The sequence below is a fragment of the Bradyrhizobium sp. USDA 10063 genome (assembly GCF_054063735.1).
In genome coordinates, this window is the sequence record NZ_JBSSGP010000002.1 from 6,604,783 (window position 1) to 6,625,637 (window position 20,855).

The window sequence follows — 20,855 nt, forward strand, 5'->3', positions numbered from 1 at the left end:
AGACGGAATGTCCGTTATCAAAAAACTTGCGATTCTTTCGGCCGCGTTCGGCTTGCTTGCCGCGTCCGCCAACACTGCATCGGCACAGAAGAAATACGATTCCGGCGCCTCGGATACCGAGATCAAGATCGGCAACATCATGCCCTACAGCGGACCGGCCTCCGCCTATGGCGTGATCGGCCGCACCGAGGCCGCCTACTTCAAGAAGATCAACGACGCGGGCGGCGTCAACGGCCGCAAGATCAATTTCGTCTCTTACGATGACGCCTATTCTCCGCCGAAGACGGTGGAGCAGGCGCGCAAGCTGGTCGAAAGCGATGAGGTGCTGTTCATCTTCAACTCGCTCGGCACGCCGCCGAACACCGCGATCCAGAAATACATGAACTCGAAGAAGGTGCCGCAGCTCTTCGTCGCCACCGGCGCCACCAAGTGGAACGATCCGAAAGATTTCCCGTGGACGATGGGCTGGCAGCCCAGCTACCAGAGCGAAACCCAAATCTACGCCAAGTACATCCTCAAGAGCTACCCGAACGCCAAGATTGCGGTGCTCTACCAGAACGATGATTACGGTAAGGACTATCTGAAAGGCCTGAAGGACGGGCTCGGCTCCAAGGCCTCCAGCATGATCGTCGCCGAGGAAAGCTACGAGACCTCCGAGCCGACCATCGATTCCCATATGGTCAAGCTCAAGGCCACCGGCGCCGACATCTTCATCAATATCACGACGCCGAAGTTTGCCGCGCAGGCGATCAAGAAGAACGCCGAGATCGGCTGGAAGCCGCTGCACTTCCTCAACAACGTTTCGGCTTCCGTAGGCAGCGTGCTCAAGCCGGCCGGCTTCGAGAACGCCCAGGACATCATCTCCGCCGCCTACCTCAAGGACGCCTCCGACAAACAGTGGGACAACGATCCCGGCATGAAGGAATTCTACGCTTTCATGGCCAAGGATTTTCCGGAAGGCGACAAGCTCGACGGCGGTACCGTGGTCGGCTACGGCGTGGCGCAGACGCTGGTTCAGGTGCTGAAGCAGTGTGGTGACAACCTGACGCGCGAGAACATCATGAAGCAGGCGGCGAGCGTGAAGGATTTCCGTACCGAGGTCCTGCTGCCCGGCATCAAGATCAACACCGGACCAAATGACTTTGCTCCGATCAGCTCGCTTCAGCTCATGAAGTTCAAGGGCGACAAGTGGGAGCTGTTCGGCGACGTCATCAGCGCTGACGTCGGCGGCTAGAGCATATTCGGTTCTGATTGAATCAGAACCGAAGCTCTAGATTTTGTCTTGACGCGTTTCTTCACGCGAACCGGTGTCCACTTCGCTTGAAAACGCTCTAAAAGCCTTCTGCGGTTACCCAAGGTTAAGCACGCAAAGCCCCTGCGACAGGATCGCAGGGGCTTTTTGTTGCGAACATAATTTTCCGCGCTATCAATGCGACGCACCAGAAGGGGGAGCTTCTGCTCCGAAGGAGTCCTATGCCAATGTCGACCCGACGCCGCCTCGCTACCGCATTCCTCGGCCTTGCCGTAGCCACCACAACCGCTTCCGCCGCGTTCGCCCAGAAGCAATACGACACCGGTGCCAGCGACACCGAGATCAAGATCGGCAATATCGTACCCTACAGCGGTCCGGCTTCGGCCTATGGATCCGTCGGCAAGGCGATGGATGCGGTGTTCAAGAAGGTCAACGCCGAGGGCGGCATCAACGGCCGCAAGATCAATTTCATCTCCTATGACGATGCCTATAGCCCGCCGAAGACGGTCGAGCAGGCACGCAAGCTCGTCGAAAGCGACGAGGTCCTCCTGCTGGTCGGCACGCTGGGCACCGCGCCCAACACCGCGATCCAGAAATACCTCAACGGCAAGAAGGTGCCGCAGCTCTTCGTCGCCACCGGCGCAACCAAGTGGAACGAGCCGAAGACCTTCCCTTGGACCATGGGCTGGCTGCCGAGCTACCAGAGCGAAGCGCGCATCTACGCGAAATACCTGAGCAAGGAGAAGCCGGGCGCCAAGGTGGCCGTGCTCTACCAGAATGACGATATGGGCAAGGACTATCTGAAGGGCCTGAAGGATGGGTTCGGCGCAGACGCCTCGCGGATCGTCGTGGAGGAGAGCTACGAGGTCTCGGAGCCGACCGTCGATTCGCACGTGGTGAAGATAAAATCGGCCAATCCCGACGTTCTGGTGCTTTACACCACGCCGAAGTTCGGCGCGCAGGCGATCAAGAAGCTCGGCGAGATGAACTGGAAGCCGCTCACGATCATCTCCAACGTCAGCGCCTCGACCGCGGCCGTGATGAAGCCGGCGGGGATTGAGAACTCGCAGGGCGTGATCTCGGCGGCTTATGCCAAGGACGTCAGCGATCCCCAGTGGGCCAATGATCCCGGCATCAAGGCGTTCGACGATCTGCTCGCCAAATATCTTCCCGAGATGAACCGCATCGACTCTTCGGCAATGACCGGTTACAACCTTGCGACTACCATGGTAGAGGTGCTCCGTCGCTGCGGCGACAACCTGACCCGGGAGAATGTCATGAAGCAGGCGCAAAGCCTGAAGCAATTCGCGCAAGGCGGACTGTTACCGGGCGTGACGCTGACCACGAGCGCGACTGATTACATGCCGATCGAGCAGTTGCAATTGATGCAGTTCAAGGGTGAACGCTGGCAATTGTTCGGCGAAGTCATCAGCGGCGAGATCTCCGGCAACTGATGACGGACCGACGCCCTCTCCTGCGTGCGATCTTCGATGCGGCGGTAGCTGCCGCCCATCCGGATGTCGTACTGGCGCCGCATTTGCGTCCGGTGCCGAAGGGGAGGGTGATCGTACTTGCCGCGGGCAAGGGTGCCGTCGCCATGGCGGCGGCGGCCGAGCGGCACTATCTCGACGCGCTCGAACTCGATCCGGCGCTCTTGACCGGGATCGCGACCACCCGTCACGGTCATGGCGTGCCGACCCGCCGGATCAGGGTGGTCGAGGCCGGCCATCCCGTACCTGACGAGGCCGGGCTGAAGGCCGCCGACGACACGCTGCGGCTGGCGGCGACGGCAACCGCGGATGATCTGTTGCTGGTGCTGCTCTCCGGCGGCGGCTCCGCCAACTGGATCGCGCCGGTGGAAGGCGTCAGTTTTGCGCAGAAGCAACAGGTGAACCGGGCGCTGCTCCGCTCCGGTGCGCCGATCGGTGAGGTGAACACCGTCCGCAAACATCTGTCGCGGATCAAGGGCGGCCGCCTGGCGCGGGCCGGAAAGTTGGCCGAGATCGTGACGCTCGCGATTTCCGACGTGCCGCATGACGATCCGTCCGCGATCGCGTCCGGTCCGACGGTCCCCGATCCGACCACGCTTGCGGATGCGCGCGCGCTCGTCGCCAAATACAATCTTGCGGTCGACGATGCCGTTCGCCGCGCGCTCGACGATCCCGGCAATGAAAGCTGCAAGCCGGGCGATTCCGCCTTTGCGCATGCGACGTTCGAACTGATCGCGAAGCCGAGGGCCTCGATCGAGGCCGCGGTCAAGGTCGCGCGCGAGGCGGGCTATGCGACCATCGATCTCGGCGCCGATCTCGAAGGCGAAGCGCGCGACGTCGCCGCCGCGCACGCGCAGCTCGCGCTGGCGGCCCGCAGCGAGGGCAGGCGCGTCGCGATCCTGTCCGGCGGCGAACTCACCGTGACCGTGCGCGGCGACGGCCGCGGCGGTCCCAACCAGGAATACGCATTGGCGCTCGCCGACCTGCTCAAGGGCATGATCGATATCTCGGCGCTGGCCGGTGACACCGACGGCGCCGACGGCGGCGCCGGAAGCGCCAGCGATCCGGCCGGCGCCGTCATCGATCACAGCACGTTCGCCAAGATGAAATCGCAGGGCCTTGATCCCCGCGCCTATCTCGAGAATAACGACGCCAGCGGCTTCTTCGAAAAGACCGGCGATCTCCTGCTCACCGGCCCAACGCTAACGAACGTCAACGACGTCCGCGTCATCCTGGTGGACTGACGCGCCTCGCCGTCGTCATTGCGGGCGCTGCACTCGCAATAACGGTGTCGCAGGGACGACAGCGCCGTAGGGTGGGCAAAGCGAAGCGTGCCCACCATCCCGAGCGGAGTGTTGATGGTGGGCACGCTTCGCTTTGCCCACCCTACGCGACATTCAAAACTCGCGCGCGATTTTAGCCAGCATTTCGAGCAGCGCCGCGTGGTTTTCGGGCCCCAAGAGTTCGATCAGCCGCGCCTCGTGCTTGTTGGCGACGAGTTTCTTGGCGCGCGCGAGCACCGCGCGGCCCTTGTCGGTGAGCACGAGAATGTGCGAGCGGCGGTCGCTTGCGGAGCGCATGCGCGCGCAGAGTTCGCGGCTCTCCAGCCCGTCAAGCATCGCCACGAAATTCGGCCGCAGGATGCCGAGCGTACTCGCGATTTCGGTCTGATTGCGGCCGGGATTCTGGTCGAGCAGCAGCAGCACCGAGAATTGCGCAGGCGTGAGTTGCAGGGGTGCGACGCAGCGCAGAAAGTCCTCGAACACCCTGAGCTGCGCACGCTTCAGCGAATAGCCCAGCAGCCCGGACAGTTCCCCAAGCTGCAGCAGGCCGTCGTCGCTCGAAGCGTCAAGATCCTGCCCGGCGACGGGGCGGGAAACCTTGACGGCATCGGCGGCGGTCTTGGAAACGGTCATCGCTCGAGGCTCGCAATCCCGATAGGAAGGTGTAGCCGACAGTCGGGCTCTTGAGATTATATTCGATAATTGTTATTAGTTATATCAAACGTCGGCAGCTTTCAACAGCCGACACCGGACGATCGAACGCTGCGAGGCGTCGACCGGCCCGCCGCGTGAGGGGGGAGCGCTCGGCCTTGAACACGACGATCATGCTGTTCCTGCTGCAGGACGGCATCACCAACGGCGCCATCTACGCATTGCTGGGGCTGGCTCTGGTCCTGGTGTTCGCGGTCACACGCGTGATCCTGATCCCACAGGGCGAGTTCGTCACCTATGGCGCGCTGAGCTATGCCATGCTGGCGACCGGGCAGGTGCCGGGCACCGCGAAGCTCGCGGTCGCGATGGGCTTGGTGGCGTTCGCTCTCGACCTGTTCCTTGCGCGGAAGTCGCTGCATGCACGCCTGGTCGCGCGCGCCGTCGCGGTCGACATCGTCTTCCCGCTCGCGGTCTGCCTGCTGACCTATGCGCTCGCCGGGCCGAAGACGCCGATCGCCGTCAACATCGCGCTTGCGCTCTTGATCGTGGCGGCGATCGGGTTGTTCCTCTACCGCATCGCGTTCCAGCCGATCGCGCATACGTCCGTGCTGGTGCTGTTGATCGCCTCCGTCGGCTGCCACCTCGCGCTGCAGGGCTTGGGCCTCGTCTTCTTCGGCGCCGAAGGCCTGCGCGGCCCGGCGCTCTCCAATGTCGCGCTGACTGCGGGTTCGCTCCGCTTCACCGGCCAAAGTCTCGCAGTCTATGGCCTCACCATCGCCTTCATCGTCGCGCTCTGGCTGTTCTTCGGCTACTCGCTGACCGGCAAGGCGCTGCGCGCCACCGCCGTCAATCGCCTCGGCGCCCGCCTCGTCGGCATCCGCACCACGTTATCCGGCCAGATCGCGTTCCTGCTGGCATCGCTGATCGGCGCAATCTCAGGCATCCTGATCGTGCCGATCACCACGCTCTATTACGACACCGGCTTCCTGATCGGCCTGAAAGGTTTCATCGCCGCGATCATCGGCGGTCTCGTCAGCTATCCCCTGACGGCCGTCGCTGCCATTGTCGTCGGCATCGTCGAGGCGTTCTCCTCGTTCTATGCCAGCAACTTCAAGGAAGTCATCGTCTTCACGCTGATCCTCCCCGTCCTGGTGCTGCGTTCGCTCGCGGCGCCGGAGGTGGAAGAAGAGAAGGATTGAGCGCGATGACGCAGCGACTTCCTCTCATCATCTTTGCCCTCGTGATGGCGCTGATCCCGCTGGTGCCGGGTGTCCCGCCATTCTGGATCGTGCTGCTCGACAATATCGGCCTCGCCGCGCTGGTGGCGATGGGGCTGGTGCTGCTGACTGGCGTTGGCGGCCTCACCTCGTTCGGGCAGGCGGCGTTCTGCGGTTTTGGCGCCTACACCACGGCGGTGCTGACGACCGCTTATGGCGTCTCGCCATGGCTGACCTTGCCGCTCTCGCTCCTGGTCAGCGGCATCGCCGCGGTGCTGCTCGGCATCGTCACGGTGCGGCTGTCCGGCCACTATCTGCCGCTCGGCACCATCGCCTGGGGCATCGGCCTGTTCTACCTCTTCAGCAAGCTCGAATTCCTCGGCCGCAATGACGGCATCTCCGGCATCCCGCCGCTTGCGATCGGCTCCTACAAGATGCTCAGCCCCGGCGCGATCTACTATGCAATCTGGATCGCGGTTTTGATTGCCGCGGTGCTGACGATGAACCTCTTGGACTCCCGCACCGGCCGCGCCATCCGCGCGCTGCGCCGCGGCCATATCGCGGCCGAAGCTTTCGGCGTGCAGACGCCGCGCGCCAAGCTCCTGGTGTTCATCTATGCCGCGGTGCTGGCGGGCCTCTCCGGCTGGCTTTATGCGCATTTCCAGCGTGCGGCCAACCCGACTCCGTTCGGCGCGCAGGCCGGCATCGAATATCTCTTCATCGCCGTCGTCGGCGGCGCCGGCTATGTCTGGGGCGCGGTGCTCGGTGCCGGCATTGTCGTGATCCTGAAGGAAGTGCTGCAGAGCTATCTGCCCTACATCTTTGGCGGCCAGAGCCAGCTCGAGACCATCGTGTTCGGCATCCTCCTGGTGATGTTGCTGCAGCTCGCGCCATCCGGCGTCTGGCCGTGGCTGATGGCGCGGCTGCCATCCAAGGCGGCCCGCAAGACGCCGGACACCTCGTTGACGCTGCCGGCCCGCGAGCGCGCGCCGACGACGTCTGCGGTGCTCCTGCAGCTCGACAAGGCGCGCAAGCAATTCGGCGGCGTCACCGCGGTCAACGATGTCAGCTTCGATGTCAAGGCCCGCGAGATCGTGGCGCTGATCGGTCCCAACGGCGCCGGCAAGAGTACCACCTTCAACCTGATCACGGGCGTCTTGAGCGCGACCAGCGGCGCCATCTCCGTGCTCGGCAGGAAGGTCGAGAACGCGCCGCCGCAGGAGGTGGTGAAGCTCGGCGTCGCCCGCACCTTCCAGCACGTCAAGCTGGTGCCCGACATGACCGTGCTGGAGAATGTCGCGATCGGCGCCCACCTGCGGGGGCATTCCGGCGCAGTCGCCAGCATGTTCCAGCTCGACCGCGGAGATGAGGCCAGGCTGCTCGCGGAAGCAGCCCGGCAGATCGAGCGCGTCGGGCTCACCGACCAGATCGGCCAACTCGCAGGCTCGCTCTCGCTCGGCCAGCAGCGCATCGTCGAGATCGCGCGGGCGCTCTGCGTCGACCCGATGCTGCTGCTGCTCGACGAGCCCGCCGCCGGGCTGCGGCATATGGAGAAGCAGCGGCTTGCGGCGCTGCTGCGGCAACTCCGCGACGGCGGCATGTCGGTGCTCCTGGTCGAGCACGACATGGGCTTTGTGATGGATCTCGCCGACCGCATCGTCGTGCTCGATTTCGGTACCAAGATTGCGGAAGGAACTCCCGACGCGATCAAGAAGAATCCTGAGGTCATCAAGGCCTATCTCGGAGCCGCGGCATGAGCGCATTGCTATCGGTGTCCGACGTGCATATCGCCTATGGCAAGGTCGAGGCCATCAGAGGCGTCTCGCTCGAGGTCGGCGCGAACGAGATCGTCACCATCATCGGCGCCAACGGCGCCGGCAAGACCACGCTGCTCAACGCCGTCATGGGCATCCTGCCGCTGAAGGGCCGCACCGCTTTCGCCAGCGAGGACATGGCCACGCTCGACATCGAGGACCGCGTCGCGGCGGGCCTCAGCCTCGTGCCGGAGCACCGCGAATTGTTCGCGACTATGAATGTCGAGGACAATCTGCAGCTCGGCGCGTTCCGGATTCCGAAGGCGACCGCGGCAAATTCGTTCGAGCGCGTCTACAGCCTGTTTCCGCGCCTGAAGGAGCGGCGCAAGCAGCTCGCCGGCACGCTGTCCGGCGGCGAGCAGCAGATGCTGGCGATGGGGCGCGCGCTGATGGGCGCGCCGAAACTCCTGATGCTGGACGAGCCCAGCCTCGGGCTTGCGCCGATCATCGTCGCCGACATCTTCCGCACCGTCGGCGAGCTTCGCGCTGCCGGCGTGTCGGTGCTGCTGGTCGAGCAGAACGCGCAGGCTGCGCTGCAGATCGCCGACCGCGCCTATGTGATGGAACTCGGCGAGTTCGTGCTCAGCGGGGCGGCCCGCGACATCGCCAGCAACCAGCGCGTGGCAGCAAGCTATCTCGGCTTCCAGCACGAAGGCGAGAGCGCGGTCTGATCCACGCTCCCGCCATGCGTCGTCACATCGCCGGGACGTATTTCCCGTCCTTCACCGTGAGCAGGATCCGCGAACGGTCGTCGAGACCGTAGCGGTCCTTTTCGGTCCAGTTGTACACGCCTTGCGTAGCGACGATTTCCTTCTCGCTCATCAGCGCCTGGCGGATGCCTTCGCGAAACTCCGGCGTGCCGGGCTTGCCGGCCTTCAGCGCGATCGGGATCACGCGCTTCAACACTTCGAAAGCGTCGTAGGAGTGGCCGGCGAACTGGCTGCGGCTGTTGGCGCCATATTTGGCTTCATAGGCGGTGTTGAGCGCGAGCCCCGGCTTCTTGGTCAGCGCGCTGTCCGGCTGGCTCTCCGGCGACATCACCGGGCCTGACGCCATGATGACGCCTTCTGCCGCCGCTCCCGCGATGCGGATGAAGTCCATGCTGGCGGCGCCGTGGGTCTGGTAGATCAGGCCCTTGTAGCCGCGCTCGCGCAGCGCAGTCTGCGGCAGCGCCGCCGCGGTACCGGAGGCGCCGACCAGGATCGCGTCGGGATTGGCGGCGACGAGTTTCAGCACCTGGCCCGCGACCGAGGTGTCGGGGCGCGCAAACCGCTCCTCATCGATCATCTGCAAGCCCATCGGCACGGCCTGGGCCTTGAAGTCGTTGACCCAGAGGTCGCCGTAGGAATCGGAATAGCCGATATAGCCGACGGTCTTGATGCCGTGCGCCTTCATGTGCTCGTACAAGACCTTGCCCATGATCGGGATCGACTGCGGCATGTCGACCGACCATTTCGCGCGCGCCTCGTTGATCGGAAACGGCGCCAGCCCGAAATGCGGGATGCCCGCCTCGTTGGCGACGGTGGAGACCGCGATCGACGGCGGAGTGGTGGAGGAGCCCATGATGATGTCGGCCTTCGATTCCGTGACGAAGCGCCGCGCATTGGTGGTCGCTGCGGTCGGATCGCCGCCGTCATCGAGCACGATCACCTTGAGTGGTACGCCACCGATTTCCTTCGGCACGAAATCCAGCGAATTGCGTTCGGGGATACCGAGCGCCGCTGCGGGCCCGGTGGTCGAGATCGAGATGCCGATAACGATCTCGTTGCTCTGAGCCAGAGCCGGCGAGCCCGGCAGCGCCAGCGCCGCAGCCAGCGCGGCCGCGGCGAGATAAGCTTTCTTCATTCAGTCCTCCCTTGGAATTATTCTTGTCGGTGTAAGCAACTAACGGGGCCAATCCAGCCCCTTCTTTAGGTCAATGGGACAGCGCACTCAAATCAGCCTTTCATGAAGCGGTCGATGATCTCCTGCGGAAACGGCGCCGACTTCAATTTTGAGGGATCGTTCGGATCGCGGCCGACGAGGACACGGGTCTCGAAAGCTTCGATCGCCAGCGCCTCGCCCTTGAACACCTTGTGTGTCACTTCGAAACTCGAGCGCTTGATGCTTTCCACCCGCGTTTCAATTGTAATCCAGTCGCCATGGGTCGACGGGATATAGAATTTCGCCCGCGTGTCGACCATGGGAATGCCGACCAGGCCGTAGTTGCTGATAATGTCCTGTTTCGAGAAACCGGCCGCTTCGAACATGATCGAGGTCGAATCGTCGAACATCGCGAAATAGCGCGGGTAATAGACGATGTTGGCGGGGTCGCAATCGCCCCACTGGATCTGGACGTCGCGCCGGTGCACGAACATGTGCTGACCTCAGCGCGGCGCCATGCGAAGCGCGGCGTCGAGCCGCACCACCTCGCCGTTGAGGTAGGGGTTGTCGATCATGTGCAGCGCCAGCGAAGCGAATTCGTTGGCATCGCCGAGCCGGTGCGGGAACGGGATCGAGGCGGCGAGCGAATCCTGCGCCTCCTGCGGCAGGCCCACGAGCAGCGGCGTCAGGAACAGGCCGGGCGCGATCGCCAGCACGCGGATGCCGAACTGCGCGAGCTCGCGCGCGATCGGCAGCGTCATGCCGATGATACCGCCCTTGGAAGCCGAATAGGCGGCCTGGCCGATCTGGCCGTCATAGGCGGCAATCGACGCGGTCGAGATCACGACGCCGCGTTCGCCGGTTGGTAGCGGCTCAAGCTTTACCATCGCCGCGGTCGCAAGCCGCAGCATGTTGAAGGAGCCGAGCAGGTTGACCTTGATCACCTTGTCGAAATCGCCAAGCGGCATCGGGCCGTCGCGCCCGATCACGCGCTTTGCCACGCCGATGCCGGCGCAGTTGATCAGGATGCGCGCGGGGCCATGCGCTTTCGCAGCCTGCGCAACCGCGGCTTCGGCGGACGCCGCATCCGACACGTCGCAGATCACGGCAACGCCGCCGATCTCGGCCGCGACGCTTTCGGCGAGCTTTGCATTGAGGTCGCATACTGCAACCTTGGCGCCTTGCGCGGCGAGCCGGCGCGCGGTCGCGGCGCCCAGTCCCGATGCGCCACCGGTGACGATGGCGGCTTGATCCTTCAACTGCATGGCCTTCTCCTTAATTCAGCTCAATGTGACGACGTGTGCGGGCGGCGTTTCGGCATATAGCGCCTCGATCAGCGCGCTGCGATGCTCCAGCACCGCGCGCTGGTTGATCGAGCCCTTGTCGGTGACCTCGCCGCGATCGATCGAGAGCGGCGCATCGAGCAGGATCGCCCGGGTGATCCGGGTCGACGATCCGGTGGCGCTGGCGAGGAAGCGGGCAAAGCGCTCGCGGAAGGCGGCGCGGACCAGGGAATCGGACGCGGCCGCCGCGATATCATTGGCCGACAGCGCCGGGTTGATGACGCGGCAACCATCGAGATCCAGGATCACGATGGCGGAAATCTCGTCACGGTTGATGCCGGCGATGACGACGTCGCGCACCAGCGGCGCACAGGCAGCGATGAAGCGTGCGCGGAGCGGGCCGACGCTGACCCAGGTGCCGCTGGCGAGCTTGAAATCCTCGGCGATCCGGCCGTCGAAATCGAAGCCCGCGTCGAGATCATCAGGATTGGCCGGCTTCAGCGCATCGCCGAACTTGTAGAAGCCCTCTTCGTCGAAGGCCGCGGCGGTCAGTTCCGGCTGGCGCCAATAGCCAGGCGTGACGTTCGGTCCCTTGGCGCGCACTTCGAGCTTGCCGTTGTTCGGCAGCAGCTTGGCTTCGTTGCCTGATACGGGAAGACCGACATGGCCGGAGCGGCTGGTGTCGGGCCGCACCGACATGAAGAACGGGGCGGTCTCGGTGGCGCCGAGTCCGGTCAGCATCGGCACGCGAAAACCGGTCTCGCGCACCGCGAGCTCGTCGAGGCTATTCCAGACATAGGGCGACAGCGCCGCGCCGGAGAAGAACATCGCGTGCAGGCGGCCGAAGAATTTCGCGCGCAGGCCGGCATCGTCGCGCAGATAGGGCAGCAGCGATTCATAGCCCTTGGGCACGTTGAAATAGACCGTCGGCGAAATCTCGCGGAGGTTCTGCACGGTGGCCTCGATGCCGCCTGGCATCGGCTTGCCCTCGTCGAGATACATCGAGCCGCCGTTGAACAGCGTCAGGCCGATATTGTGGTTGCCGCCAAAAGTGTGATTCCAGGGCAGCCAGTCGACAATCACCGGCGGCTCGTCCTTCAGGAACGCCAGCGTCTCGCGCAGCATCACCTGATTGGCACAGAGCATGCGCTGGGTGTTGATGACCGCCTTGGGACTGCCGGTCGAGCCTGATGTCAGCAGGAATTTTGCGATCGTGTCCGGCGCGACGGCTTCGTGCCTGGCGTCGAGCAGCGGATGCTCGGGCGTCGCCAGCAGTTCGGAAAGTCTAGTCACGACGCGGCCGGGAAGCTCGCCGCGCGAAGCCACGATCTCGGTGCCATCAGGAACATTCGCCGACAGCGTTTCGGCGAACTTGCCGGCGTCGTCGGCGAAGACCAGGCCGGGCGTCAGCAGCTTCATCACGAAGCCGAGCTTGCCGAAATCCCGCGACACCAGCGAATAGGCCGGCGACAACCGGGCAGAACGGCACCCCGGCATAGAGGGCACCGAACGCGAGCAGCGCGTGGTCGATCGAATTGCCGGAGAGGATGACAACAGGTCTTTCCGCCGACAGGCCGCGCGCGATCAGTGCGGAGGCGATGTGCCTGGAAGCATCGAGCAGCTCAGCGTAAGTGACTTCGCGCCAGGCGCCGCCTGTTGCCCGCTCGGCCATGAACACGCGCTGGGGCTCGACCTCGGCCCAATGATGCAGCCGATCGGTGATGCGCTGCGGATAATCGAGGAGCTTCTTTCGTGGGCGAAGATAGATCGCGCCATCGCCGCGCCGCTCGATGGTGACCTCCGGATTGCCGAACGATATCGCGCGCAGCGGATGCGCGGTGGCATCTTTGACTGACGCGGACATGTCGGGCCTGGCGCTCATCTCAGGTCGGCTTCACTTTCGCGGTCTTGTGCTCGAGGAATTCGCGGATCCGGCGTTTTGCCTCCTTGTCGCTCTGCGCCACGGTCGCCATCAGCGATTCCATCAGAAGTCCGGTCTGCGGGTTGGCTTCGGCGATCATCGGCAGCGCCTGCAGCACGGCAAAATTGGTCAGGGGCGCATTCTTGGCGATGCGCTCGGCGAGTTCGATCGCCTTCGGCAATGCGCCGCCTGCATCCGTCAGATATTGTGCGAAGCCATAGGCCGCGCCTTCGGTCGCGGAATAGACTCGTCCCGTCAGCATCATGTCGATCATGCGGGGCACGCCGATCAGGCGCGGCAGGCGCACCGAGCCGCCGCCGCCGACAAAGATGCCGCGCTGGCCTTCCGGCAGGGCGAAATAGGCGGAAGGCTCGGCAACGCGGATATGCGCGGCGCAGGCAAGCTCCAGGCCGCCGCCGATCACCGCGCCCTTCAGTGCGGCAATCACGGGCACGCGGCTATATTGGATGCGGTCGAACACCCGGTGCCACATCTGCGAATGCTGAAGGCCTTCGGTGGCGTCGCGCTCGGAGAGCTCGGACAGATCGAGGCCGGAAGAGAAATGGTCGCCGACGCCGTGGACGACGATGGCGCCGACGCCATCGGGGATGTCGGAAAAGCAATCCTGGATCGCCAGCATGATGCCGTCGTTCAGCGCGTTGCGCTTGGCCGGCCGGTTGAGGCCCACGGTCAGGACCGCGCCGTTGTTTTCGATCTTCAACAGCGCCGCGCGATCCTCGGTCGCGGCGGAGGCGGCGTTTCCCATGGCCTTATTGTTTCCTTCCCAGAATAGTTATACTGTATAACGATCACTGGCGGAGTCAATACGATGCCGCCGCGAGACCCTCATCCTGAGGAGCGGCCGTTTGGCCGCGTCTCGAAGGATGAGGCCCGCCGGTGGCCTCGCCCTTCGAGACGACCGCTACGGCGGTCTCCTCAGGGTGAGGGGATGGATTGGAGTGTGCCGCTCCCTCAACGTCATTGCGAGCCAACGGGTCGGCGCGTAGCGCCGCCCGATGACAGGCTCCGCGAAGCAATCCATGTCTCCGCAAGTGGCGCGATGGATTGCTTCGCTGCGCTCGCAATGACGGGGGTTAGGCCTGATTCAATTATCAAACAGCGGAGGGATGTGAGTTCGCATTCTCGCGGCGCCTTGCGCCCGAGCTTTGCGGCTCGATTCACCCTCTTCGATATCAGAGGGCGCAGGGAAAGCCGGGTGCCGGTTGCACCCGTGGGCCCCGTGCAACAAAAAGCACGGGGGTAGGACCACAGGTCAACCGGAGCAACACCGGCTTTCCCTGCGCGATGGTTTACGGCTTACTTCGTGCTCTTCCCGGTGACCGGGCTTTCTTGCCACCGTCATCTCTCGCGCGAAACTTGTTTCGCGCAAAAAACTTAGCGCCAGCGTCGGGGCGCCAGAACCACACGACTTCGCCGTCCGTGATGTGTGTGCTCGTCAGTCACACCCATCGCGTCCACCGCATCTCACCGCAACGTTCGTGACGATCGCGACCCGCCCCTCATCCGCCGTGAGACGCGCGGAGTTAAATCACTGATTTGCCCGACGGGTTAAGCGATTTATTTTTGCGCGAAGGTCTGGACAGACTTTTGGTGATTTGCCCGACGGGTTGATTTGTCGCACCCACTGCATCCACATCGTCATTGCGAGCGGAGCGAAGCAATCCATAGCGCCGCAAGCTGAGGCATGGATTGCTTCGCTCCGCTCGCAATGACGGCGGTGTGCGAGGCGAAGTCCTAACCCGCGCCGACGGCTTTCTTGCGCCAGGCCAGATGCACGGCGCAGGTGCAGCCGGGTGGGTGCGAGGTGACGTCGTTGGCGGGGGTGGCGACCGGCGTGGGCGCCTGTGCCGGCTGCTTCGCGTCCTGCGAAGGGATGTAGTTCAGCACGGGCGCGAGCCAGCGCTCGACCTCGGTGACCGTCATGTCCTTGCGCTTGGCGTAATCCTCGACCTGGTCGCGCTCGATCTTGCCGACGCCGAAATAGAAGCTCTCGGGATGGCTGAAATAGAGGCCGGAGACAGAAGAGCCCGGCCACATCGCAAAGCTTTCCGTCAGCTTCACGCCGGCGGTGTTCTCGGCGTCGAGCAGCGCGAACAGCGTCGCCTTCTCGGTGTGGTCGGGCTGCGCGGGATAGCCGGGCGCCGGGCGGATGCCCTGATATCTCTCCAGGATCAGCTCATCCGACGACAGCGCCTCCTCAGGCGCATAGCCCCAGAATTCCTTGCGCACGCGCTGATGCAAGCGCTCGGCAAAGGCTTCGGCCAGGCGATCCGCAAGCGCCTTGCACAGGATCGAGGAGTAATCGTCGTTGGCGTTCTTGAAGCGGTCGGCGACGGCGTCCTCGCCGATGCCTGCGGTGACGACGAAGCCGCCGATGTAGTCAGGCACGCCCGAACCGACAGGCGCGATAAAGTCCGACAGCGCGGCGTTGAAGCGGCCTTCGCGCTTCTCGAGCTGCTGGCGCAGCGTATGGAAGGTCGCGATCTTCTTCTTGCGCGTCTCGTCGGCATAGACGGCGATGTCGTCGCCCTCCCCATTGGCCGGCCAGAAGCCGATGGTCGCGCGGGCCTTGAACCACTTCTCCTGAATGATGCGACCGAGCATCTTCTGCGCATCATCGTAGAGCGAGCGCGCGACCTCGCCGACCTTGGGATCGTCGAGGATGGCCGGGAAGCGCCCGGTCAATTCCCAGGTCTGGAAGAACGGCGTCCAGTCGATGTAATCAGCCAGTTCCGCCAGATCGTAGGCGTCAAAGCTCTTGATGCCGAAGAAGGCCGGCTTCTTCGGCGGCACCTTGGCGAAGTCGACCTTCACGCCGTTGGCGCGGGCCTCCGCGAGCTTCAGCCGTTTCTTGTCCTGCTGCGCGCGGAAATGTGCCGCGGAGATTTTTGCGTATTCGGCCCGGATGTCGGCGGCATAGGCCTTGCGCTTCTCGGGCGAGAGCAGCGAGGAGGCGACGCCGACGGCGCGGCTGGCGTCGTTGACATGCACCACCGGTCCGCCCGGATAGTTCGGGTCGATCTTCACGGCGGTATGGACGCGGCTGGTGGTGGCGCCGCCGATCAGGAGCGGCAGGTTCAGGCCCTCGCGCTCCAGCTCGCCGGCGAGGAAGCTCATCTCGTCGAGCGAAGGCGTGATCAGGCCGGAGAGGCCGATGATGTCTGCGCCTTCGGTCTTCGCCGTCTCGATGATCTTTGCCGCCGGCACCATCACGCCGAGGTCGATGACCTCGAAATTGTTACATTGCAGCACGATGCCGACGATGTTCTTGCCGATGTCGTGGACGTCGCCCTTCACCGTCGCGAGCACGATCTTGCCGGCGGCGTTGCGGCCGTCGCCGGTCACGCCATTGGCGAGATTGCGGGCCTTTTCCTCTTCCATGAACGGCATCAGATAGGCGACCGCCTGCTTCATGACGCGCGCCGACTTCACCACCTGCGGCAGGAACATCTTGCCGTCGCCGAAGAGATCGCCGACCACGTTCATGCCGGCCATCAGCGGGCCCTCGATGACGTCGAGCGGACGCTGCGCCGCCTGCCGCGCCTGCTCGGTATCGTCCTCGATGAATTCGGTGATGCCGTGCACCAGCGCGTGGGACAGGCGCTTCTCGACCGGCCATTCGCGCCAGGCGAGGTCGGCTTCCTTGCTCTGCTTCTCCTTGCCGCGGAATTTTTCGGCCAGCGCCAGCAATCGTTCGGAGGCGCCGGGGTCGCGGTTGAGGATGACGTCCTCGCACACCTGCCGCAGCTCGGGATCGATGTCGTCATAGACGATCATCTGGCCGGCATTGACGATGCCCATGTCCATGCCGGCATGAATCGCGTGGTAGAGGAACACGGAATGCATCGCCTCGCGCACCGGCTCGTTGCCGCGGAACGAGAAGGAGAGATTGGAGACGCCGCCGGAAATATGCGCGCCGGGAAGGTTCTGGCGGATCCAGCGCGCGGCCTCGATGAAATCGACGCCGTAGTTGTTGTGCTCCTCGATGCCGGTCGCGATCGCGAAGATGTTGGGATCGAAGATGATGTCTTCGGCCGGGAAGCCGAGCCGGTTGACCAGGATGTCGTACGCGCGCTTACAGATTTCGGTCTTGCGCGCAAAGGTGTCAGCCTGGCCGGTCTCGTCGAACGCCATCACCACGACAGCGGCGCCATGGCGCTTGGCGATCGTGGCCTCGTGGATGAACTTCTCCTCGCCTTCCTTCATCGAGATCGAGTTCACCACCGGCTTGCCCTGGATGCACTTCAGCCCGGCCTCGATCACGGCGAATTTCGAGGAATCGACCATGATGGGCACGCGGGCGATGTCGGGCTCGGCGGCGACGAGATTGAGGAACGTCACCATCGCCTTCTCCGAATCGAGCAGGCCCTCGTCCATGTTGACGTCGATGATCTGCGCGCCGTTCTCGACCTGGTCGCGCGCGACCTGAAGGGCGGCGGTGTAGTCGCCAGCCGTGATCAATTTGCGGAAGCGTGCCGAACCGGTGACGTTGGTGCGTTCGCCGATGTTCACGAAAGGAATGGCGTCGGTCAGCGCGAAGGGCTCGAGGCCCGAGAGCCGCAGGCGCGGCTCGATCGTGGGCACCACGCGCGGCTTGTGCGGCTTAACCGCCGCGGCGATCGCCGCGATATGGTCCGGCGTGGTGCCGCAGCAGCCGCCGACGATATTGACGAGGCCGTCGCGCGCGAATTCGCCGATCAGCCGCGCCATATATTCCGGCGTCTCGTCGTACTGGCCGAATTCATTGGGCAGGCCGGCATTCGGATAGGCGCAAACCAGCGTATCGGCGACGCGGCCGATATCGGCGATGTGGCTGCGCAGGTCTTCCGCGCCGAGCGCGCAGTTGAAGCCGATGGTGATCGGCTTGGCATGCCGCACCGAATTCCAGAACGCCTCCGGCAACTGGCCCGAGAGCAGGCGGCCGGATTTGTCGGTGATGGTGCCGGAGATCATCACGGGCACATCGATGCCGCGTTCTTCCGTGATCTCCGAGATCGCATAGAGCGCGGCCTTGGCGTTCAGCGTGTCGAAGATGGTTTCGACCAGCAGCAGGTCGGCGCCGCCGTCGAGCAGGCCCTTGATCTGCTCGCCATAGGCCTTGCGCAGATCGTCGAACGTCACGGCGCGATAGCCGGGATTGGAGACGTCGGGCGAGATCGAGGCGGTGCGGTTGGTGGGCCCCAAAGCGCCTGCCACGAAGCGCGGCTTGCCGTCCTCGGCACTCACCTTCTCGGCGGCGGCGCGCGCAAGCTTGGCGCCCTCGCGGTTGAGCTCATAGGCGAGATCCGACATCTCGTAGTCGGCCTGCGCGATCGAGGTCGAGGAGAAGGTGTTGGTCGCGACGATGTCGGCTCCGGCGCGCAAATAGGCGGCGTGGATGTCCTCGATCGCCTGTGGCTGGGTGAGGATCAGGACGTCGTTGTTGCCCCTGATGTCGCGATGGAAATCCTTGAAGCGTTCGCCGCGGAACGCCGCTTCATCGAATTGCAGACCCTGGATCATCGTGCCCATGGCGCCGTCGAGCACGAGGATGCGCTCGCGCGCGGCGGCGATGAGGGCGGTACGCTTGGGAGAGACAGGTACGGTCATTTTACTCAGGCAGCTTTCTTCAAGCAGCTTTTTTGGCGCCGTTCGGGCGGATGCCGAGCAGATGGCTGATCGCGAACACGAGATCGGCGCGGTTCATGGTGTAGAAATGGAAGGTGTCGACGCCGTGCTTTGCCAGCTTCTGCACCTGGCCGGCGGCGACGGTGGCCGCGACCAGTTTGCGGGTCTCGGCGTCGTCATCGAGGCCTTCGAATTTCGCGGCGAACCAGTCCGGCACCGTGGTGCCGGCGCGGGTGACGAAATTGCGGGCCTGCTTGAAATTGTGCATCGGCATGATGCCTGGCACGATCGGGATCTCGATGCCGCGCGAGCGCACCCGGTCGAGGTAGCGGAAGTAGAGATCGTTGTCGAAGAACACCTGGGTGATGGCGCGCGTGGCGCCGGCATCGACCTTGGCCTTCAGCGTGTCGATATCGGCGTCGAAGGTCGGGCTCTCCGGATGTTTCTCCGGATAGGCCGAAACCGAGATCTCGATATCGGGATGACGCTTCTTGATGCCGGCGACCAGTTCGGGCGAGCTCTGGTAGCCGTCCGGATGCGTGAAATAGGGCGTACCGATGCCGCCCGGCGGATCGCCGCGCAGCGCCACGATGTGACGGACACCGACCTCATGATAGCGGTCGACGATCTCGTCGATCTCGCTGCGTGAGGCGCTGACGCAAGTCAGATGCGCCGCCGGCAACAGCCTGGTTTCGTTCAGGATGCGGGCGATGGTCGAATGGGTGCGCTCGCGGGTCGATCCCCCTGCGCCATAGGTCACGGAGACGAAGGTGGGCGACAGCGGCGCCAGCCGGTTGATCGTGTCCCACAGGCTGCGCTCCATCTCCTCGGTCTTCGGCGGGAAGAACTCAAAGGAAATGGCGGGAGTCCTGAACGGCGGGGCGGCAACCTCGGTCATGGCTCTCACAAGCTCCACGGGGCAATCGGCGACGGCTTTGGCGGTCGAGGCTGTAAGATAGGGCAAAGCAGGCTGGTCAAACAGCCCATCAGTAATGGGAATTTGCCCACTTTTTGTAAATCTGTTCGCTTGAGACGGCGATTTCAATATCTGGTGGGCAGGAGCATGAGTCCTGCGACTTACCTCAGAAGGCTAGAAATAAAAGCCGTTTGTTGCAAATATCGGGTCAGTTCGGTTCCCGCCCCAGGTGTGGGCGAAGGAGCATTGTAACGGAATAACGACATTTTGTCCCACTCCTGTTCTTGGCCGCTCAGCCTTGGAGGCGGAAGTGTCGCGGAACTGATCTGCACGTGGAGGGGCTTTGTGGTTTCAATGCGCCGCCCTAGCTTAGCGCGATGATCCCGCTTTCCGTTCTGGACCTTTCGGTCGTCACCACAGCCACAAAGCCCGCCGCAGCGCTGCGCAACAGCATCGATCTGGCGCGCCATGTCGATGGGCTCGGCTATGTCAGATATTGGCTCGCCGAGCACCACAACCTCGCTTCCGTCGCGAGCCCCGCGCCGGATCTGATGATCGGGCAGATCGCTGCCGTCACCAGGAACATCCGCGTCGGCTCCGGCGGCGTGATGCTGCCGAATCACGCGCCGCTGGTGGTCGCCGAGCGCTTCAAGATGCTGGAGGCGCTGTTCCCCGGCCGCATCGATCTCGGCCTCGGACGTGCGCCCGGCACCGACGGCGCCACCGCCTATGCGCTGCGGAGCCGGCTCGACCGCCGCGAGGGCGACGATTTCCTGGAGCGGCTGCACGAATTGACGCTGTGGGAGACGCGCGATTTCCCGCCCGGCCACCCCTTCAACAAGGTGGTGGCGATGCCCGACGATTCGCCGCTGCCGCCGATCTGGCTGCTCGGCTCCAGCGGCTATTCGTCCGAGCTGGCGGCCCAGGTCGGCATGGGTTTCTCCTTCGCGCATCATTTCGCGACCCATGACGCGGTCGATGCGATGACCAGCTATCGCGCCCATTTCAAGCCGTCCGCCTGGCGCCAGACCCCGCAGGCGATCCTCGCGGTGGCGGCGGTGGCGGCCGAGACCGATGAAGAAGCCGAAAAGCTGGCGCTGTCGATGGATCTCAACCGGCTGCGGCGGGATCGCGGGCAGTATCTGCCGCTGCCGAGCGTGGAGGAGGCGCTCGCCTATCCCTACACCGACGCTGAACGCGCTTCCATCGCCCGCAACCGGTCGCGCTTTTTCGTCGGCAGCCCGGCGACGGTGATGGCGAAACTGCAGCCGCTGATCGCGGCGACCGAGGCGGATGAATTGATGATCATCACCGCAGTGTATGACCACGAGGCGCGGAAAAAGTCGTATAGTTTGCTGGCGGACGCGTTCGGGCTTCAGAGCAAAGCAGCCGCATAAGCTGTCGTCCCGGCCTTGAGCCGGGACCCATAACCACGAATGTGTGTTGTGAACCTCGCAAGCAGCCCCAGCATCTTCTAACCACTCACGCTTGTGGTTATGGGTCCCGGGTCAAGCCCGGGACGACGTGGGGAGACGGG

The 20,855-nt window shown here is 64.0% G+C and carries 14 protein-coding genes and 1 pseudogene; 7 read left to right on the top strand and 8 right to left on the bottom strand.

Going from position 1 to position 20,855, the window contains the following annotated elements; genetic code table 11:
* Positions 1–7 precede the first annotated feature (7 nt).
* From ACVJGD_RS33185 to ACVJGD_RS33195, 3 genes are all read left to right on the top strand, one after another.
* A complete protein-coding gene (locus ACVJGD_RS33185) occupies positions 8–1,234 on the top strand; it encodes an ABC transporter substrate-binding protein (RefSeq protein WP_456638155.1) in 1,227 nt (408 codons plus the stop codon).
* Positions 1,235–1,479: 245 nt separating this feature from the next.
* Positions 1,480–2,706, top strand: a complete 1,227-nt coding sequence (locus ACVJGD_RS33190; RefSeq protein ID WP_456638156.1) for an ABC transporter substrate-binding protein — start codon at positions 1,480–1,482, stop codon at positions 2,704–2,706.
* The gene (locus ACVJGD_RS33195) at positions 2,706–3,986 is read left to right on the top strand and encodes a glycerate kinase type-2 family protein (RefSeq protein ID WP_456638157.1); all 1,281 of its coding nucleotides are present in this window, start codon (positions 2,706–2,708) and stop codon (positions 3,984–3,986) included. Before ACVJGD_RS33190 ends, ACVJGD_RS33195 begins: the two co-directional genes overlap by 1 nt.
* A gap of 153 nt (positions 3,987–4,139) precedes the next feature.
* On the opposite strand, the gene ACVJGD_RS33200 is transcribed toward ACVJGD_RS33195, so the two are convergent.
* Positions 4,140–4,658, bottom strand: a complete 519-nt coding sequence (locus ACVJGD_RS33200; RefSeq protein WP_456638158.1) for a MarR family winged helix-turn-helix transcriptional regulator — start codon at positions 4,656–4,658, stop codon at positions 4,140–4,142.
* 176 nt (positions 4,659–4,834) lie between these two features.
* On the opposite strand from ACVJGD_RS33200, the gene ACVJGD_RS33205 reads away from it, so the two are divergent.
* The 3 genes from ACVJGD_RS33205 to ACVJGD_RS33215 are packed head-to-tail and all read left to right on the top strand — an operon-like array spanning position 4,835 to position 8,378.
* A complete protein-coding gene (locus ACVJGD_RS33205) occupies positions 4,835–5,875 on the top strand; it encodes a branched-chain amino acid ABC transporter permease (protein WP_456638159.1) in 1,041 nt (346 codons plus the stop codon).
* Between the two features lie 5 nt (positions 5,876–5,880).
* Positions 5,881–7,650, top strand: coding sequence for a branched-chain amino acid ABC transporter ATP-binding protein/permease (locus ACVJGD_RS33210; protein ID WP_456638160.1), 1,770 nt, complete (start codon positions 5,881–5,883; stop codon positions 7,648–7,650).
* Entirely contained in the window at positions 7,647–8,378 is a 732-nt protein-coding gene (locus ACVJGD_RS33215; RefSeq protein WP_456638161.1) for an ABC transporter ATP-binding protein, read from the top strand. The genes ACVJGD_RS33210 and ACVJGD_RS33215 overlap by 4 nt, the downstream gene beginning before the upstream one ends.
* A gap of 22 nt (positions 8,379–8,400) precedes the next feature.
* Here the strand turns inward: ACVJGD_RS33215 and ACVJGD_RS33220 are convergent, their stop codons facing one another.
* The 7 genes and pseudogenes from ACVJGD_RS33220 to metF all read right to left on the bottom strand — a co-directional run bounded on the left by ACVJGD_RS33220 (position 8,401) and on the right by metF (position 19,300).
* Complete coding sequence (locus tag ACVJGD_RS33220) at positions 8,401–9,552, bottom strand: ABC transporter substrate-binding protein (RefSeq protein ID WP_456638162.1); 1,152 nt, start codon at positions 9,550–9,552, stop codon at positions 8,401–8,403.
* Positions 9,553–9,644: 92 nt separating this feature from the next.
* Positions 9,645–10,064, bottom strand: a complete 420-nt coding sequence (locus ACVJGD_RS33225; protein WP_456638163.1) for an acyl-CoA thioesterase — start codon at positions 10,062–10,064, stop codon at positions 9,645–9,647.
* A gap of 9 nt (positions 10,065–10,073) precedes the next feature.
* The gene (locus tag ACVJGD_RS33230) at positions 10,074–10,835 is read right to left on the bottom strand and encodes an SDR family NAD(P)-dependent oxidoreductase (RefSeq protein WP_456638164.1); all 762 of its coding nucleotides are present in this window, start codon (positions 10,833–10,835) and stop codon (positions 10,074–10,076) included.
* A 15-nt stretch (positions 10,836–10,850) separates the two neighbouring features.
* Positions 10,851–12,735: pseudogene (locus ACVJGD_RS33235) on the bottom strand (feruloyl-CoA synthase).
* Position 12,736: 1 nt separating this feature from the next.
* The gene (locus ACVJGD_RS33240; protein ID WP_456638165.1) at positions 12,737–13,540 is read right to left on the bottom strand and encodes a crotonase/enoyl-CoA hydratase family protein; all 804 of its coding nucleotides are present in this window, start codon (positions 13,538–13,540) and stop codon (positions 12,737–12,739) included.
* A 989-nt stretch (positions 13,541–14,529) separates the two neighbouring features.
* Positions 14,530–18,384 (bottom strand): methionine synthase, encoded by a 3,855-nt coding sequence (gene metH, locus ACVJGD_RS33245; protein ID WP_456638166.1) that lies wholly within the window; start codon positions 18,382–18,384, stop codon positions 14,530–14,532.
* Positions 18,385–18,403: 19 nt separating this feature from the next.
* A complete protein-coding gene (gene metF / locus ACVJGD_RS33250) occupies positions 18,404–19,300 on the bottom strand; it encodes a methylenetetrahydrofolate reductase [NAD(P)H] (protein ID WP_456638167.1) in 897 nt (298 codons plus the stop codon).
* A gap of 395 nt (positions 19,301–19,695) precedes the next feature.
* Here metF and ACVJGD_RS33255 point away from each other — a divergent pair, with 395 nt between their 5' ends.
* Positions 19,696–20,715, top strand: coding sequence for an LLM class flavin-dependent oxidoreductase (locus tag ACVJGD_RS33255; RefSeq protein WP_456638168.1), 1,020 nt, complete (start codon positions 19,696–19,698; stop codon positions 20,713–20,715).
* Positions 20,716–20,855 lie beyond the last annotated feature (140 nt).

Coding starts and splice junctions, on each gene's coding strand:
- ACVJGD_RS33185 (WP_456638155.1), top strand. CDS start 8: ATGTCCGTTATCAAAAAACTTGCGATTCTTTCGGCCGCGTTCGGCTTG.
- ACVJGD_RS33190 (WP_456638156.1), top strand. CDS start 1,480: ATGTCGACCCGACGCCGCCTCGCTACCGCATTCCTCGGCCTTGCCGTA.
- ACVJGD_RS33195 (WP_456638157.1), top strand. CDS start 2,706: ATGACGGACCGACGCCCTCTCCTGCGTGCGATCTTCGATGCGGCGGTA.
- ACVJGD_RS33200 (WP_456638158.1), bottom strand. CDS start 4,658: ATGACCGTTTCCAAGACCGCCGCCGATGCCGTCAAGGTTTCCCGCCCC.
- ACVJGD_RS33210 (WP_456638160.1), top strand. CDS start 5,881: ATGACGCAGCGACTTCCTCTCATCATCTTTGCCCTCGTGATGGCGCTG.
- ACVJGD_RS33215 (WP_456638161.1), top strand. CDS start 7,647: ATGAGCGCATTGCTATCGGTGTCCGACGTGCATATCGCCTATGGCAAG.
- ACVJGD_RS33220 (WP_456638162.1), bottom strand. CDS start 9,552: ATGAAGAAAGCTTATCTCGCCGCGGCCGCGCTGGCTGCGGCGCTGGCG.
- ACVJGD_RS33225 (WP_456638163.1), bottom strand. CDS start 10,064: ATGTTCGTGCACCGGCGCGACGTCCAGATCCAGTGGGGCGATTGCGAC.
- ACVJGD_RS33230 (WP_456638164.1), bottom strand. CDS start 10,835: ATGCAGTTGAAGGATCAAGCCGCCATCGTCACCGGTGGCGCATCGGGA.
- ACVJGD_RS33240 (WP_456638165.1), bottom strand. CDS start 13,540: ATGGGAAACGCCGCCTCCGCCGCGACCGAGGATCGCGCGGCGCTGTTG.
- metH (WP_456638166.1), bottom strand. CDS start 18,384: ATGACCGTACCTGTCTCTCCCAAGCGTACCGCCCTCATCGCCGCCGCG.
- metF (WP_456638167.1), bottom strand. CDS start 19,300: ATGACCGAGGTTGCCGCCCCGCCGTTCAGGACTCCCGCCATTTCCTTT.
- ACVJGD_RS33255 (WP_456638168.1), top strand. CDS start 19,696: ATGATCCCGCTTTCCGTTCTGGACCTTTCGGTCGTCACCACAGCCACA.